The following is a 15,946-nucleotide window of genomic DNA, read 5'->3' as shown; positions in this document are numbered from 1 at the left end:
CCTCTCTCCGCGCCCTCGACAGCAACTCCTGATAATTTCAAATCAACGGATTACACGGGCCACTGAATCACAGCGAGCTGTGCCCCAGGTACACAGGGTCAACAATTCCTCGCCCTTGTGACTCAAGTCACATCATCATGTAAGCGGTTGAACACACAACGTAGAGCCCTGGTCCTAGGACCGGCCACGGCCCACCTCCGACCGGAGCCCGATGCGCGCGATTCCTACCGCCCCGTAACGTGATGGATGTGCTTGAACCTTCACCCGGACGGCATCCTGGGACCACCATGGGCCTATCCGAGACCGTCGACCTCGACGACTTCCGCGCCGCGATGTCCCGCCTGGCGGCGGGCGTCGTCCTCATCACCGCACACGACTCGGAGGACGAGCCGCGCGGCGAGGACGTCGGCATGACCGCCACCGCCTTCCTCTCCGTCTCGCTCGAACCGCCGCTGGTGATGGTGAGTGTCCGCGAGGGCTCGCGGATGGACGACCTGCTGGAGCGGCAGCCGCGCTGGGCCGCCTCGGTCCTCAGCGAGAGCCAGCGGCACATCGCGGGCCGCTTCGCAATGCGCGGCCGGATCAGCGACCGGCTGCTCTTCGAGGACATCTCGTACTACCGCGGCGAACACTCCGGCGCTCCCGTGCTCGGCGGCGCGCTCGCGATACTCGAGTGCGAGACGCAGCAGCGGGTGCCCGCCGGTGACCACACCCTGGTGGTGGGGCGGGTGCTGACGGCCAGGACGCCGAGCGCCGACGGCGGGCCGCTGACGTACTTCCGCGGCCGGTACCGCTACCTGCGCTGAGCCGTGGGCTCCCGCCCGCGCCGAGCCGTGCGCCGAATACCCGGGGATACGGGTCCCCGGTTACCCGAGGCGGTCCGCTCAGTCCCAGCCGCCGCCGCTGCGGCCCCGCTTGGTCTGACTGCGCTGCTTCTTCACGCGCAGCCGCCGCTCGTTGATCCCGCGCGGGATCTTCGTGGCGCGGCGCGCCTTGGGCGGCGGCGCCGTGGCCTGCGCCAGCAGCGCGGCGAGGCGGGTGAGCGCCGTCTCCCTGTTGCGCCACTGCGAGCGGTGCTCGGACGCCTTGACCGTCAGTACGCCGCCGGTCAGCCGTCCCGCGAGCCGTTCCAGCGCGCGTTCCTTCCACACCGGCGGCAGCGACTCCGTACGCGCGAGGTCGAAGCGCAACTCGACTTGCGAGTCGGAGGTGTTCACATGCTGACCGCCCGGCCCCGAGGAACGCGAGAAACGCCACAGAAGCTCGGCCTCCGGCACGGAGACCGAACCGCGAATGAGAAGTGGCCCGGACATGTGTCCCATGATCCCGCGTCCGGGGCCCGCGCGTCACGGGGTTTTCGACAGTGGCGCAACAGTTTCGGCGGCGGCGCAACAGCACAGTTGCAGGATTACTGAACCGTACGATCCTGTGACCGCGTTCTGGGGAATGACGGTAGTTTCGTCGGAGTACCTATGACAGACCACAAAAGGGGACTCCTCATGGCTGTAAGCCTGTCCAAGGGCGGCAACGTCTCACTGACCAAAGAGGCGCCCGGCCTGACGGCCGTGACTGTCGGCCTCGGCTGGGACGTGCGGACGACCACCGGCACCGACTTCGACCTCGACGCCAGCGCCATCGCCGTGAAGGTGGACGGCAAGGTCTACTCCGACGGCCACTTCGTCTTCTTCAACAACAAGCAGACCCCGGACCAGACCATCGTCCACACCGGCGACAACCGCACCGGTGAGGGCGACGGCGACGACGAGGCGATCAACGTCAACCTCGCAGGCCTGCCCGCCGACATCGACAAGATCGTCTTCCCCGTCTCGATCTACGACGCCGAGGCCCGCAGCCAGAACTTCGGCCAGGTCCGCAACGCGTACATCCGCATCGTCAACCAGGCCGGCGGCGCCGAGATCGCCCGCTACGACCTGAGCGAGGACGCGGCCACCGAGACCGCCATGGTCTTCGGCGAGCTGTACCGCAACGGCGCCGAGTGGAAGTTCCGCGCCGTCGGCCAGGGTTACGCCTCCGGCCTCGTCGGCATCGCGACCGACTTCGGTGTGACCCTCTAACACACGGGTCACCGTCAGAGCCGCCCACCGCACGGCCCCCGCCCCGGACGCTTCCGGGGACCGGGGGCCGTTCGCGTGTCCGGGCGCAGGCTCTCCCGTGTCCGCCTGTCCGGGTGTCCGCCTGTCCGGGTGTACGGGCCTGCTCTCGCGGGTGACACCATCGGTGGGTGATCGACCTCGGATACGCCCTTTCGCGCCGCTTTCCCGACCCGCCGCAGATGGATTACCGGACGGCGGATGTGCGGACCCTGCGGCACGATCTGTTCTGCGGGGATGTGTATGTGGCCGAGGACGAGCGGGAGTTGTCCACAGGCTGGGGATGGGTGCCGGTGCTGGACTTCGCCTGGGCGTTGTGCGACATCGTGGAGGAACTGGACCGGGACCCGGCGGGGAGCAGGGCGGCGCGGCCGCAATATGCGGAGTTCGACTTCACGGAGTCGGCGGACCGGCTGAGGTTCGTACGGCGTTTCGGCTATGTGGACGTGACGGCCGACTGGGTCGAGGACGAGCCGCCGTTGTCCTTGCACCACGCGGAACTACGGCGGGAGGCGCGGGATTTCCTGCACGATGTGGTGGCCGACCTCACGGATATGCACGAGGGCCTGGACGGAAATCCGGTGATCTGGGATCTGCTGAGCCGTTTCCCGCGGGTGCGAGGCGGGTGTGAGGCGGATGCGGGACGGGCGTGAAGCGGATGGTGTGAGGCGGTCACGGAAGTGAGGGCGCCGCTTGACCTCAAAGTCGCTTGAGGTTGTTGGCTGGGGTCCGCACGCGCCGCGCCCGTACCCCGACAGGAGACCCGCCATGCACGCCGTACGACTGCACGCCTTCGGCCCTCCGGAGAATCTGCGGTACGAGGAGGTGCCGGACCCCGTGCCGGGCGCGGGGCAGGTGCGGATCGCGGTCGAGGCGGCCGGAGTGCACCTGGTGGACACCACGCTGCGGGCCGGTAAGTACGAGGGCGGCCCGATGCCCGCGCCCGAACTGCCGACGATTCCGGGCCGGGAGGTGGCGGGCACCGTGGACGCGCTCGGGGACGGCACCGACCCGGCGTGGCTCGGCCGCCGCGTCGTCGCGCACCTGGGCATGGTGCCCGGCGGGTACGCGGGGGCCGCGGTCACCGACGCCGCCCGGCTGCACGCGCTCCCCGACGGCCTGGACGCCGCCGCGGCCGTCGCGATGATCGGCACGGGCCGTACGACGGTGGGCATCCTGCGGCTGGCGGAACTGCGGGCGGCCGACACCGTGGTGGTGCTGGCCGCCGCGGGCGGCATCGGGACGCTGGTGGTGCAGTACGCGCGGCAGCTCGGCGCGACCGTCGTCGGCGCGGCGGGCGGCGCGGAGAAGACCGAACGGGTCCGCTCGCTGGGCGCGGGCCTCGCCGTCGACTACGGGCGGCCGGAATGGACGCGGGAGGTGCGGGACTTCCTCGGGGGCGCGGGCGCGACCGTCGTCCTCGACTCCGTGGGCGGCGGCCTCGCGCGCGCCGCGGTCGGCCTGCTGGCGCCCGGCGGCCGGCACCTCGTCTACGGCTGGTCCTCGGGCGAACCGTTGCGTTTCGCCGACAGCGAACTCGCCGAGCGCGGCATCACCTCGCGGGTCGTCGTGGGCCCGGCCCTCCAGAAGTTCACCGGCACCCCGGAAGGGATGCGCGCCCTGGAGACCGAGGCGTTGGAGGCCGCAGCCGACGGCCGGCTGCGGCCCGCCGTACAGCGTTTCCCGCTCGCGGACGCCGCCGGGGCGCACCGGGCGCTGGAGTCGCGGGCGACGATGGGCAAGGTCGTCCTGATCCCGTAGCCGGGACCTCGGGCGGGGGACGGCGTACGGCCCGCACACGCGCTCGCCGGGTGCCGTCTTTCCGTCTTGGGAACTCCTTTACGCTCCCCGAGAGTTCTCAGATCGCGTACGGACCACGTACCGAACCCCGCCCGAGGAGAGACCCGCTCATGGCCCTGTGGGACCGCTTGAAAGACTCCACCAAGACGATGCAGACCCAGCTCAACGCGAAGAAGAACGACCTGAAGAGCGGGGCCTTCCGCGATGCCAGCATGGCGATGTGCGCGCTCGTGGCCGCCGCCGACGGCTCCGTCGACCCGTCCGAGCGGCAGCGCGTCGCGTCGCTGATCGCGAGCAACGACGTGTTGCAGAATTTCCCGGCGCCCGACCTCCAGCGCCGTTTCGAGGACTACCTGACCAAGCTCACCGCCGACTTCGCCCTCGGCAAGGTGGCGATCCTCCAGGAGATCGCCAAGGTGCAGAAGAAGCCGACGGAGGCGCGTGCCGTCATCCAGATCGGCATCGTCATCGGCGGCGCCGACGGCGACTTCGACAAGACCGAGCAGGCCGTCGTGCGCGAGGCGTGCTTCGCGGTGGGCCTCAACCCGGCGGAGTTCGACCTCTGACCGGCCCCGCGTGACCGGGGGTCTCCGTCACCGGGGGCTTCCGCGACCGGGGTTCGTGGTCCGGTCGAGTTCGTGATCCGGCGCCCCTGCCTCCGGCGGTGCGCGGCCTGGTGACAGCCGCGCCGCCGGGCGGCACATGCCGCGTGCCCATTTTTGGCCATATTGGGCTGTTCGAATGACATGACCCTCCGCGTCCCCATATCTTCATGCTGATACCAGCGGAAACCGGTACAGCACTGCGCGCCACCGGGCGACTCCTGGGGAAGCGAGGTGCTGACCGTGCCGGTGGGGGGCTCCGCGTGCCGCGCGGCGGCCGTGGCGGTACGAGCCGTCACACCGGTCGCCGTCGCCGTCTTCGCCGTCGCTGTCTTGGCAGGCGTCGTGGCCGGGGCGGGCCGGGCGTCGGCCGCGACGGAAACCGGCAGCGGCGGGGAAGCCGGGAGCGGCGGGCACCAGCCGGTGACCGTGGCGGTGTGCGTCGACGGCAGGATCATCAGCCGACTGCTGCATCTGGATGTCTCCTTACGGCTCCCGGTGGGCCGCCTCACCGTGAAGGTCGGTGAACCCTGCGGCCCCAGGCCGCCGTCCGGCGGGGGCTCGCCGACACCCACGCCGACGTCGTCCCCGACCCCCACCTCCTCCCCCTCCCCCACGTGCACCCCCACCGCGGCCCCGACGGCCTCGGGCCCCGTAGCCGTACCGCCGCCCGTGACGCCGCCCACGAATGGCGCGGGCCGCCCGACACCGTCCCCCGCGGGCTCCGCGCCCGTTCCTCCCCCCTCCGCAGCGCCGGCCGCCGCGTCCGCCCGGCACCGTACGGCCGCCGGGCCCGGCGTACGCCCGGCCGCGCCCTTGTCACCGACGCCGTCGTCGGCCGGGGACGACGACGCGAAGCCGCGCGGCACGGGCGCCGAACCGCCCTTCGACGCGCAGCCGCCGCCGTCGCCCGGCCCCGACGAGAGCGTGTCGCGCTGGTGGCTGCTGTCGATGCTGGCCGTCCTGTTGCCCGCCGCCCTCGCGGCCCTGCCGCGCTTCGTCGCACGTCGCCGCTGACCTCGGTTCGTCCGGAGCGGTCGCGTCGTCAGAAGTCACGTCGCCCAGAGGTCGCCTCGCCCAGAGGTCACCTCGTCCAGAGCAGGCGCGCACCCGCGCGCACCGAACCACCTGAGACCTGAGCACCGCCGTACCGAAGCCCCAGGAGTCGTATGTCCATGTACGTCGTCTCGCTGCTGTCCGTCCTCGGCGGTGTCGCCTTCGCCGTCCTGCTGGGCCACTTCCTCGGCCAGGAACAGCGGCTGGCGAGCGTCGAGTTCAACGGTCAGGCGCTGTCGCTCATCGGCGGTGTCCTGCTCAGTTCCTTCATCCTGCTGACCGGTTTCCAGGTCGCCGGCAGCTGGTCCGCGCTGAGCACCGCGCGGTCCCGTACGTACGACGAGGCCAGGGCGCTGGGTGACACGTACTGGGCGGCGGGCGGTCTCGCGAGCCCCGACCGCGTCAAGGTGCGGGCGCTGCTGCGGCAGTACACCTCCGACGTCAGGACCGTGGAGTTCCCCGAACTCGCCCACGGGCACACCAGCCCCGAGGCATGGCATGCCCTCGACCAGGTGCGCGCGGCCGTCGGCGCCGCCGCGCCCGGCCACCAGACGGCGAAGTCCGCCGCCACGACGGCGCTGGCCACGGTCTACGAAACGCGCACCGACCGCGCCGCCGAGGTCAAAGCGGGCATGCCCCGGATCACCTGGCTCGCCATGCTGGTCGCCGGCGGCTTCCTCATCGCCTTCCCCCCGGTCCTCGGCCTCACCGCCACCGCCCGCCATCTCGTGGCCCTCTGTTTCGTGGGCGCCGCCATCGCCTTCGCCATCTGCCTCACCGCCCAGCTCAACCACGCCTTCCAGCACCCCTTCGGCGTCCGCGACACCGCCTTCACCTTCGCCGAGTCCCGCTTCCACCAAATGGACGGCTGACGTCCTGCGGACGGCTCGCCGCCGCGAGCGCGCCTCAGCCGTAACGAACGGCAGCCCGTTGCCGCGCGGGTGGACGGCGGGGGCGCTTCAGGGGGCGGGGGTCACCACTGCACGTCCGCCACCAGGGGGCGGTGGTCGGACAGGGGGGTCAGGGGGGCGGTCGCCGAGGTCCGGGCGGGGCGGACCGAGGAGGGCGGGACGCCGTGGGCCAGGATGTGGTCGAACTGGACGAGGGGGCGGTGGGCGGGGTAGGTGGGGGTGCGGGCGAGGTCGTGCCAGCGCTCGCGGCCGGTGGCGGCGAGGACGGTCCTCGGTACGGCGCCGGTCAGGTTGAAGTCGCCCAGGAGCAGGTAGGGGCGGGGCAGGTCGGCGATCCAGCGGCGTACGGCGGCGAGTTGGCGGGCGTTCCAGCCGGGCACGAAGGACAGGTGCAGGGCGACGGCCGTGAACGGTCCGGCGTCGCCCTCCAGTACGGCGGCCAGCACGGCCCGCGGCTGGTCCCGTACCCATACGAGCCCCGGCCGTCCGGCCACCCGCAGCGGCAGCGCGAAGGGCGCGGGTGCGAGCCGCCGGGCCCGCCAGTGCCGTACCGGCAGCCGGGTGAGCAGGGCGACCCCGTGCGCGGGCGCATCGCCAGCCGCGTCCGTGTCCGTATCCGCACCCGCACCCGCACCCGCACCCGCACCCGCACCCGGTGGACCGTAGACCCGGAGGTCCGGCGCTTTCGGGTCGAGGACCCATCCCTCGCCCGGGACGGACCGGCCGTGGACGGCGGAGGCGAAGCGCCAGTGCGCGGCGCCCATCGCGTCGGCCGCGACCCGCGCCTGGTCGATCCGCCCGGACCGTTCCTGGGCGCGGTCGACCTCCTGGAGTGCCACGACGTCGGCGTCCAGCGCCGCCACGGCCGCGCCCAACGGCTCCCCCGCCGCCTCCCCCACCCCGAACGCCACCGGCCGCCCCCCGGTCATCGCCTGCCCATGCAGCACGTTAAACGTCACAAAGCGCACACTCCGACGATAGCCACACCCCCGGTGACCAGCAGCGCCCGACCGGGGCGGGCCGTATCCGCGAGTCGGGTGCCGCGAACCGCCCGGCGCGGACCGAGCCGTCGGTGAACCCCCTGCCGGTCGGCCGCCCCCCCGGTGCGCGGACTCCCGCGAGATCACCGACCCGCCGGAAGCCAACAGCCCGCCCGCCCAAGGCCGTTGGGGCCGGCCCGGCGCCGGGCCGCCCCGCGGGCAGCGTTCCGGCCACCACGGGCGGCCTCGGTCCCCCGCCCCCGGGCGGCAGCCCAGAGAGCGCTCTCACCACATCTTGACGGCAGCGCATGTACACGGGTTCAATCAACTTCGCTCAGTTGTCTACACCACCGGACGCCCCGCCTCCGCGCCGCGACCGGTTCACCGCCGCGCCCGTTGCACCCCCGCTGCATCCGCCGCACCCGTCACACCCCGCCGTACCACCGCATCCGCCGCCGTATCCGCGGCACCGCTCCCCCCTCCGCGTGTTCCCTGGCAACTCTTCCCGTCCGCCGATTGACGGACCGTCAGGAGCTCTCCGTGACCCACCGCTCATCCCCCCACAGCAGATCCCCGCGGTCGGCCTCGCGCGCCCGCACCTTCTCCGGACCCGCCGCATTCCGCGCCTTCCGCGCCTTCCGCGCATGGCGTCAACTCGCCCTCGCCACAGCGCTCGGCGCGCTCGCCGTGTTCGCCGTCGGCACCCCGTCCGCGGACGCGGTCACCGTGCCGGGCGCGCCGTCCGGCTGGACCACCGTCTTCAGCGACGACTTCGCCGGCGCGGCGGGCAGCGCGCCGAACGGGTCGAAGTGGACGTACGACACCGGCCCCGGTGCGAACTTCGGGACCGGCGAGATCGAGACGATGACCAACTCGACCAGCAACGTCCACCTGGACGGCAACGGTCACCTCAACATCACCGCGCTCGGCAGCGGCACCAACTGGACGTCGGGCCGCATCCACACGCCCACCGCGGTCGCGGGCGCCCCGGCGGGCGGCAAGTTGCAGGTCACGGCGTCGATCCAGCAGCCCAGCCCGGCCAACGGCCTCGGCTACTGGCCCGCGTTCTGGATGCTCGGCCCCGGCCAGTGGCCCGAGAACGGCGAGATCGACATCATGGAGGACGTCAACGCCCTGTCCCAGGTGGCGGGCACGATCCACTGCGGCACGTACCCCGGCGGTGTCTGCAACGAGGGCAACGGCATCGGCAGCGGCCTGCGCGCGTGTTCCGGCTGCCAGAGCGGCTTCCACACGTACTCGATGATCCTCGACCGGACGAACACGTCCAACGAGTCGATCACCTTCTACCTCGACGGCGCCTCGTACTTCAGCGTCAGCGAGGGCCAGGTCGGCGCGGCCACCTGGCAGGCGGCGTACGACCACAACCTGAACATCATCTTCGACCTCGCGATGGGCGGCGGTTTCCCCAACGGCGTCTGCGGCTGCACCTCGCCGAGTTCGGCGACGACGTCCGGCGGGACGATGAGCGTCGGATACGTGGCCGCGTACACGACGACCGGCGGCGGTACGACCCCGCCGCCGTCCGGCGGCAAGGCCATCACCGGCTACGGCGGCCTGTGCCTGGACGACCGCGCGTCGAGTACCGCCAACTACAACCCCGTTCAGGTCTACACGTGCAACGGCACGGCCGCGCAGCAGTGGACCGTCGTGGAGGCGGGCAGCACCCTGCACGTCCTGGGCAAGTGCCTCGACGTCAACGGCGGCGGCACGGCCAACGGGACGCTGGTCGATCTCTACGACTGCAACAACACCGGTTCGCAGGTGTGGATACCGCAGTCCAACGGGTCGTTGTACAACCCGCAGTCCAACAGGTGCCTGGACGACACCGGTTGGTCGACCACCGCGGGCACCCAGGTGGAGATCTGGGACTGCACGGGCGGAGCCAACCAGGTCTGGCACCTGCCGTCCTGACGGTATTTCAGCTCTTGACGACCTGAGGCCCCGACGGCCTACGGCACTCCCGGCCCCAGGTTCTGACGTTCTTCCAGGCAGTCCCCCCACGCGAGCCGCCGCCCCGACGCACCGACGGCGGCGGCCCGCCTGCCACCTCCAAGGAGGAGTACGTGGTCTCCAGACGATCCTTCGTCACCGCGGTCGGCGCGGGCGCCGCCGCCGCGAGTTCCCCGCTGTGGGCGCGCGGCCTGACGTCGCGGGCCGCGGCGGCCGGTCCGTCACTGCCCGTCTCGCTGAAGAACAACTCGGGCAACGGCACGGTCTACGCCTACATCAGCGGCTCCGACAGCTCCGGCTGGCCCGGCTTCGTCACCTCGTCCGGGCGCTTCCAGCGGCTGCCCAGCCCCTCATCCGTCCTGACCCCGATCGCCGACTTCTCCCTCCAGTTGGGCGCCTCGGGCTCGGCCGCCACCACCTTCACGCTCCAGGACTACGTGATCGGCGGCCGGGTCTGGTTCTCGGTCGGCAAGAAGATCCAGTTCTACGTCAACCCGCCCGGCGGCAACGGCGGCGTACCCGGTCTCGTACAGCCCGGTTTCACCAGTAGCGACCCCAACTGGCTGACCAACTGGACCTTCTGCGAGTTCACGTACAACAGCGCCAACCTGTACGCGAACATCAGCTACGTCGACATGGTGGCGCTGCCCGTCTCCATGGCGACGACCGGCAGCGGCGGTTCGCAGTCGGTCAGCCCGCTGCCCTCGGGCGCGCTGGCCTCCATCGCCTCCGGGCTCCAGGCGCAGCACGCCGCCGACGGGGCGCCGTGGGACAAGCTGGTCGCCACCGACTCCTCGGGCGCCGCGCTGCGCATCCTGGCGCCCTCGCACTCGCCGACCGACTTCGGCGGGTACTGGAACAACTACCTGAACAGCGTGTGGAGTTACTACCAGTCGCACACGCTGACCATCAACGGGCAGGGCGGCATCGGCTCGTACTCGGGCACCGTCTCCGGCAACACCCTGGTCTTCTCGGGTCTGAACACCAACGGCGTGCCGTTCACCAAGCCCAGCGCCGTCGACATCTTCGGCTGCGCCAGCGGCCCGCTCTACAACTCCGGCGGCGACGCCCGCGGCGCGGTCGCCGCCCGGCTGGCCGCCGCCCTCAACCGCAGCTCGCTGCTGGTCGGCGGCGGCAACAACCAGCCCGACGGCGTCGCGCCCTCCGCGTACTACACGGACGCGACGACCAACCACTACGCGCGGCTCGTCCACAAGTACGCCAACGTCGGATACGCCTTCCCGTACGACGACGTCGGTCCCACCGGCGCCGCTCCCGTCGACGGTCACATCCAGGACGGCGCGCCGACCTCCTGGACGGTCTCGCTCGGTCCCGGCGCGGGCTCCGGCACCACCCCGCCGCCCGGCGGTGGCGGCACGGGCGCCTACTCGACCGTCCAGGCGGAGTCCTACAGCGCCCAGAGCGGCACCCAGACCGAGGCGTGCACCGACTCCGGCGGCGGCCAGGACGTCGGCTACATCTCCAACGGCGACTGGCTCAAGTACGCGGCCCTCGACTTCGGTTCCTCCTCGCCCCTGCAGTTCACCGCCCGCCTCGCCTCCGGCGCCGACCCCGGCGTCAGCGGCGCCCTCCAGGTCCGCCTCGGCAGCACCACCGGGACCAAGATCGCCGAGATCGACTTCGGCAACAACGGCGGCTGGCAGAACTGGCAGACCGTCCCCGCCAACGTCACCGCCTCCGTCACCGGCACCCACGACGTCTATCTCGTCTTCTCGTCCGGCTCCTCCGCCGACTTCCTCAACATCAACTGGTTCACCTTCACCCACTGATCCGGGTCCGTCCCTCAGCCTCCGCCGGGTCCGGGCCGCGCGATGTGCGGCCCGGCCCCAGCGGGTGGGGAACGTCAGATCAGGACGTCCTTGTAGTAGACGCTCGCGTAGCGGGTGGAGCTGGTCATGGAGGGGCGGGAGGCGAAGCCGAAGCACAGGCGCGGGTTGTCGTTGACGGTCCGGTAGACCATCATCCCCTCGGGCTCGCGGTAGAAGAGGGTCTTGCCTGCCGCGGTGAAGGAGCGCTGGACGACCTTGCCGGTGTTCATGTCGGTGGCCGTCACGTAGGAGTTGATGTCGGCGGGGTCCTCGTGCCCTGTGCCGTCCAGCGTGTAGAGGTAGTTGTCGAGGAACGTGTAGCCCTGGAAGGTCACGGAGCCGTTGCCGAGGGTGGGTTGGGCGAAGTGCGCCAGCGGGCTGGAGAACTGGCCCGCGGCGGCGTCGGCGAGCGAGAACAGGCTGTAGTGCATGCCGCCGCTCTCGCTGCGGCGGACCAACAGCCGTTTGTTGACCGGGTCGGTGGCGCAGGAGATCGTCTTGCTGCCGGTGAGGAACTTCTTCACCGACGACGGGGTGCCGCCGTTGACGAATTTGAAGCGGGCGAGCGCCGTGCCGCGACCGGCGTCACTGTGCTGGTCGGAGTCGCACTCCATCCAGATGTAGGACGCGGTGCCGACCGGCTCCACCCCGATCGACACACCGTGCCCCGCGTTGCTGACGTGCATGTGGCCGGTCAGGCCGCCGCTGATGCTCAACTGGTTGACGCACAGGTCGTCGCCGTCGCTGCCGTTCTGGATCTGCGCGATGTACAGGCGCCGGTTGACGTTGTCGTAGGCCATGCCCTGCATCGCGTGGTGCGTCTCGTGCAGCGACACCCCGCGGAACCGCTCGTACGACGGTTGCGACAGGTCGAACCGTTGGGAGGCCGGGACGTCGGCCGCTGCCAGTGACTCGCTCAGCGCGACGCCCGCGCCGACTCCGAGCAGGCCGGTACCGGCCACTTTTAACGCCGTGCGGCGCGAGAGGGATCGCGACAGTGATTTCGACATTGCGCCACCCTGGCACCACCCTTCACACCCCGCAATGCCCAGGGCGGAGGCGGGGCGGGCAGTCCTACGGGGCGGGCGGCTGCACGGGGCGGTCGGTCAGACGGCGGCGGGCGGCTGCACGGGGCGGGCGCTGAGTTCCTTGGCCGCCTCCGTGAGGTCCTTGGCGGTGTCGATGGCCCGCCAGTAGGCGCCCTGAGGGATCGGGAAACCGGCCAGCCTCCGCTCGCGGGCCAGCCGCGGGAAGGTGGTGCGCTCGTGGTCGCCCCGGTCCGGGAGCTGGGCGGTGAAGCCGGGCGCGAAGACGTACACGCCCGCGTTGATGAGGAAGGGCGAGGGCGGGGCCTCGATGAAGTCCAGCACCTGGCCGAACTCGTTGGTCTCGACGGCGCCCCACGGGATACGGGGGCGGGCCAGCGCGAGGGTCGCGATCGCGTCGCGCTCACGGTGGAAGGCGGCCATCTCGCGGAGCGAGAAGCGGGTCCAGATGTCGCCGTTGGTGGCGTACCAGGCTTCGTCGGGCCGGGGCAGCGAGGCCGCCGCGTACTTCAACCCGCCGCCGCGGCCCAGCGGTTCGCGCTCGACGACCGTGGTCACGTTCAGCGGCTGCGGGGTGCCGTCCAGCCACTCCTGGAGCACCTCGGCGAGGTGGCCGCAGGACACGACGGCGTCGGTGACGCCCTCGGCGGCGAGCCACGCGAGCTGGTGCCCGATGATCGGCGTCCCGGTGCCGGGGATCTCCACCATCGGCTTGGGGCGGTCGTCGGTGTACGGCCGCAGCCGCGAGCCCTGGCCGCCGGCCAGGAGCACGGCCTGGGTGACCGGCGCGGCGTCGTGGCGCGAGGCGTCATCCGGCGCGGCGGCGTGGTGCGTGGCCTCGGCGCGCGAGGCGTCGTGGGCGGTCGAGGGGGAACGGTCGTCGGCGCGCGTCATGCAGCGCACCCTATGCGAAGGCGGCGTACGTCCCGCACCGGGCGGGCCGTACGCCGCAAGGGGTTCCTCGCGCGTGCCGGTGGTGGGAGGCGGCCGGAGAGGCCGCCGTCAACAGCGATGTCAGCCGACCGAGGCGACGCCCGTCGCGAAGGCGGTGTCGCACACCGGGCGCGACCACGCCTGGGCGCGCTGCGTGGCGCCGTCGTACTTGGCGACGGCGGCGCGCCCCAGCGACCGGGCGATCGACGCGCAGTACCGTGCGAGCGACGGCTGACGCGCCATCTCGACCTGCAACTGGGTCAGAGCGGCGCCGGGGTCCTTCTCCTGGAGTTCGTCCAACAGACGGCGGCGCAGCACCTCCTGCGGTGCCTTGGAGGCATCCTGCGCGGCAACCTGCTCCTTCGTCTTCGCGGATGCGGTGAGCACCTGCGAGTCGGAGGAGGAGTCCGCCCACGGGACGCGGGTGACGGCGAGCGTTCCCGACAGCACGAGAACGACCGGAAGAACGAGCGCGAATGTCTTGCCGAGACGGCGAGCTACCTGGTTCACGCATCGGATCGTAGCGACTGGTGATGATTTGGCGACATTTAGTCACCCTGACGAGGGAGTGAAAATCTCGGAGAGGGTGTTCGGGTGTTGACGAACACACCCGAAAGGCCGGATATGCGTATGTATTTGTCGACAACGTGTACGGATGGCGGGGGTGGGGGCGAGGCGGCGACGCGGCGGCGCGGCTCAGGTAGCGGCGGCTCACGTACCGGCGGGGCACGTACCGGCGGGGCACATACCGGTGGCACACGGCGACGGCCCGCCGGTACGTGAGGAGTCACGTACCGGCGGGCCGTCGGCGTGGAGGAACCGGTGGATCAGCGGTTGTCGGTCAGGCGCTCGCCGGAGGAGGTGGCGAAGACGTGCGTCTCACCGGCGCGCGGCACGACGTGCAGCACGGAGCCCTTCTCGGGGATCGCGCGGCCGCCGACGCGGATGACGACGTCCTTGTCCTCGTCGCCGACCTTGGCCGAGCCGTACACGTAACCGTCGGCGCCCAGCTCCTCGACGACGTTGACGGTGACGGCGAGACCCGCCGGGCCCTCCTTCGTCAGCGCCTTGGAGCTGTCGTTCTCGGAGACGATGTCGAAGTGCTCGGGGCGGACGCCGACGGTGACCGTACGGTCGCCCTTGTCGGACGCGGCCTGCACCGCTTCGCGCTCGACGTTCACGACCGCGTTGCCGAACTTCACGCCGCCGTCGGTGATCGGCACCTCGATGAGGTTCATCGCCGGGGAGCCGATGAAGCCGGCCACGAAGAGGTTCGCGGGGCGGTCGTACATGTTCCGCGGGCTGTCGACCTGCTGGAGGATGCCGTCCTTGAGGACCGCCACGCGGTCACCCATGGTCATGGCCTCGACCTGGTCGTGCGTCACGTACACGGTCGTGACGCCCAGACGGCGCTGGAGGCTCGCGATCTGCGTACGGGTCTGGACGCGGAGCTTGGCGTCGAGGTTCGACAGCGGCTCGTCCATGAGGAACACCTGCGGCTCACGGACGATCGCGCGGCCCATCGCGACACGCTGGCGCTGACCGCCGGAGAGCGCCTTCGGCTTGCGCGCCAGGTACTCGGTGAGGTCCAGGATCTTCGCGGCTTCCTCGACCCGCTTGCGGATCTCGGCCTTGTTGACGCCCGCGATCTTCAGGGCGAAGCCCATGTTGTCCGCGACGGTCATGTGCGGGTACAGCGCGTAGTTCTGGAACACCATCGCGATGTCCCGGTCCTTCGGCGGCAGGTGCGTGACGTCCCGCTCGCCGATCCGGATCGCACCCGCGTTGACGTCCTCGAGACCCGCGAGCATGCGCAGGGAGGTCGACTTGCCGCAACCCGAGGGCCCGACGAGAACCAGGAACTCGCCGTCCCCGACCTCGATCTCCAGGCCGTCCACCGCGGGCTTGTCGCCACCGGGGTAGATGCGGGTCGCCTTGTCGAACGTGACAGTTGCCATGACTGATTACAGTCCCTTCACCGGCAGGAACGTGCCGGACGATCCGAGTAAAGGAAGGATTGGTCCAGTCCACACTGTGTGAACCTTCCCGTGACGCTACCTTGCCCCCCGCCCCTTGTCACCAGCCCCCCGCCCCCCACTTTCCCTCCCACCCCCCGATCCGTGCCCGCTACACTTCTCCTGCGCCTCCTTAGCTCAGCTGGCCAGAGCACCGCTCTTGTAAAGCGAAGGTCGTCGGTTCGAATCCGACAGGGGGCTCTCTGTTTGTGCTGGTCAGGTGCCCCGCCGTCCTTGTGGGCGGTGGGGCCTTTCCCGTCCGGCACACATTCAGCACACATCGTGTCCCGGACGGGGTGGGGAGGAGGCAGCCGGTGCCTCCCAAGGACGAGTTGGCGAAGCGGCGGTACGACAAGCTCGTGGACCGGGTCGAGACGCTGGTGCGCGCGTCGCTGAAGCCGGAGTACCGGGGGTATGGCGGTCGGCTCGTCCTGAACGCCGAGGACATCGAGGAGCTGGGCGGCTCGCCCGACGAGATCCGCCGAGCGGCCCGTGCGGTCGGCCGGCGCCTGGGCTGGAAGACGCTGACCCGCGAGATCGACGGCCGGATCTTCATCCTGGACGACCGGGAGCCGCCGCAGCCGGTACGGGATTTGATGGCGCGGCGCGCGACGGACGCGCTGGACGCCTTCTTGGGCAGGGACGACTGACGGACGCCGCCCTCGCTCGGGAGTGGGGACGACGTCCGGCAG

16 protein-coding genes and 1 tRNA gene are annotated in these 15,946 nt (G+C 71.1%); 11 read left to right on the top strand and 6 right to left on the bottom strand.

The annotated features are described in order from the left end of the window. The first annotated feature begins 287 nt into the window (after positions 1-287). Positions 288-806 carry a flavin reductase family protein gene (locus tag ABZX65_RS21605; RefSeq protein WP_355342226.1) on the top strand — a complete coding sequence of 173 codons (519 nt, stop codon included), beginning with the start codon at positions 288-290 and terminating at the stop codon, positions 804-806. 78 nt (positions 807-884) lie between these two features. On the opposite strand, the gene arfB is transcribed toward ABZX65_RS21605, so the two are convergent. Further along, positions 885-1,322 (bottom strand): alternative ribosome rescue aminoacyl-tRNA hydrolase ArfB, encoded by a 438-nt coding sequence (arfB, locus tag ABZX65_RS21600; protein WP_355342223.1) that lies wholly within the window; start codon positions 1,320-1,322, stop codon positions 885-887. A gap of 177 nt (positions 1,323-1,499) precedes the next feature. Between arfB and ABZX65_RS21595 the strand changes: the two genes are divergently transcribed. From ABZX65_RS21595 to ABZX65_RS21570, 6 genes are all read left to right on the top strand, one after another. Further along, on the top strand, positions 1,500-2,075 hold the full coding sequence (locus ABZX65_RS21595) for a TerD family protein (protein WP_355342220.1): 576 nt from the start codon (positions 1,500-1,502) through the stop codon (positions 2,073-2,075). A 167-nt stretch (positions 2,076-2,242) separates the two neighbouring features. Beyond that, a complete protein-coding gene (locus ABZX65_RS21590; RefSeq protein WP_355342217.1) occupies positions 2,243-2,764 on the top strand; it encodes a hypothetical protein in 522 nt (173 codons plus the stop codon). Between the two features lie 115 nt (positions 2,765-2,879). Further along, positions 2,880-3,872 (top strand): zinc-binding dehydrogenase, encoded by a 993-nt coding sequence (locus ABZX65_RS21585; RefSeq protein ID WP_355342214.1) that lies wholly within the window; start codon positions 2,880-2,882, stop codon positions 3,870-3,872. 149 nt (positions 3,873-4,021) lie between these two features. Then, positions 4,022-4,477, top strand: a complete 456-nt coding sequence (locus ABZX65_RS21580; protein WP_355342211.1) for a TerB family tellurite resistance protein — start codon at positions 4,022-4,024, stop codon at positions 4,475-4,477. Positions 4,478-4,756: 279 nt separating this feature from the next. Next, the gene (locus ABZX65_RS21575) at positions 4,757-5,530 is read left to right on the top strand and encodes a hypothetical protein (RefSeq protein ID WP_355342208.1); all 774 of its coding nucleotides are present in this window, start codon (positions 4,757-4,759) and stop codon (positions 5,528-5,530) included. Between the two features lie 152 nt (positions 5,531-5,682). Then, positions 5,683-6,441, top strand: a complete 759-nt coding sequence (locus ABZX65_RS21570; protein WP_355342205.1) for a hypothetical protein — start codon at positions 5,683-5,685, stop codon at positions 6,439-6,441. Between the two features lie 101 nt (positions 6,442-6,542). Here ABZX65_RS21570 and ABZX65_RS21565 read toward each other — a convergent pair whose 3' ends face one another. Further along, positions 6,543-7,439, bottom strand: coding sequence for an endonuclease/exonuclease/phosphatase family protein (locus tag ABZX65_RS21565; RefSeq protein WP_355342202.1), 897 nt, complete (start codon positions 7,437-7,439; stop codon positions 6,543-6,545). A gap of 561 nt (positions 7,440-8,000) precedes the next feature. Here ABZX65_RS21565 and ABZX65_RS21560 point away from each other — a divergent pair. Both ABZX65_RS21560 and ABZX65_RS21555 read left to right on the top strand, forming a co-directional pair. Further along, a complete protein-coding gene (locus ABZX65_RS21560) occupies positions 8,001-9,392 on the top strand; it encodes a ricin-type beta-trefoil lectin domain protein (protein WP_355342199.1) in 1,392 nt (463 codons plus the stop codon). A 152-nt stretch (positions 9,393-9,544) separates the two neighbouring features. Continuing rightward, positions 9,545-11,221 carry a beta-1,3-glucanase family protein gene (locus ABZX65_RS21555; RefSeq protein ID WP_355342196.1) on the top strand — a complete coding sequence of 559 codons (1,677 nt, stop codon included), beginning with the start codon at positions 9,545-9,547 and terminating at the stop codon, positions 11,219-11,221. A 74-nt stretch (positions 11,222-11,295) separates the two neighbouring features. Here ABZX65_RS21555 and ABZX65_RS21550 read toward each other — a convergent pair whose 3' ends face one another. The 4 genes from ABZX65_RS21550 to ugpC all read right to left on the bottom strand — a co-directional run bounded on the left by ABZX65_RS21550 (position 11,296) and on the right by ugpC (position 15,197). Beyond that, positions 11,296-12,222, bottom strand: a complete 927-nt coding sequence (locus ABZX65_RS21550; RefSeq protein ID WP_355342193.1) for a teichoic acid biosynthesis protein C — start codon at positions 12,220-12,222, stop codon at positions 11,296-11,298. A 144-nt stretch (positions 12,223-12,366) separates the two neighbouring features. Further along, on the bottom strand, positions 12,367-13,200 hold the full coding sequence (locus ABZX65_RS21545) for a nucleotidyltransferase family protein (protein WP_355342190.1): 834 nt from the start codon (positions 13,198-13,200) through the stop codon (positions 12,367-12,369). Between the two features lie 120 nt (positions 13,201-13,320). Next, entirely contained in the window at positions 13,321-13,749 is a 429-nt protein-coding gene (locus ABZX65_RS21540) for a hypothetical protein (protein ID WP_188280613.1), read from the bottom strand. A 317-nt stretch (positions 13,750-14,066) separates the two neighbouring features. Continuing rightward, positions 14,067-15,197: a sn-glycerol-3-phosphate ABC transporter ATP-binding protein UgpC gene (ugpC, locus tag ABZX65_RS21535; RefSeq protein WP_355342187.1), complete on the bottom strand. Its 1,131-nt coding sequence runs from the start codon at positions 15,195-15,197 to the stop codon at positions 14,067-14,069. A 184-nt stretch (positions 15,198-15,381) separates the two neighbouring features. Here ugpC and ABZX65_RS21530 point away from each other — a divergent pair. Both ABZX65_RS21530 and ABZX65_RS21525 read left to right on the top strand, forming a co-directional pair. After that, a tRNA-Thr gene (locus tag ABZX65_RS21530) sits at positions 15,382-15,455 on the top strand. Between the two features lie 113 nt (positions 15,456-15,568). After that, a complete protein-coding gene (locus ABZX65_RS21525) occupies positions 15,569-15,904 on the top strand; it encodes a hypothetical protein (protein ID WP_355342184.1) in 336 nt (111 codons plus the stop codon). The last annotated feature ends 42 nt before the right edge of the window (positions 15,905-15,946 follow it).

It is taken from the genome of Streptomyces sp. NPDC003300, from assembly GCF_040610915.1.
GTDB lineage: Bacteria > Actinomycetota > Actinomycetes > Streptomycetales > Streptomycetaceae > Actinacidiphila.
This window is presented reverse-complemented; position numbering and strand designations above follow the sequence as displayed.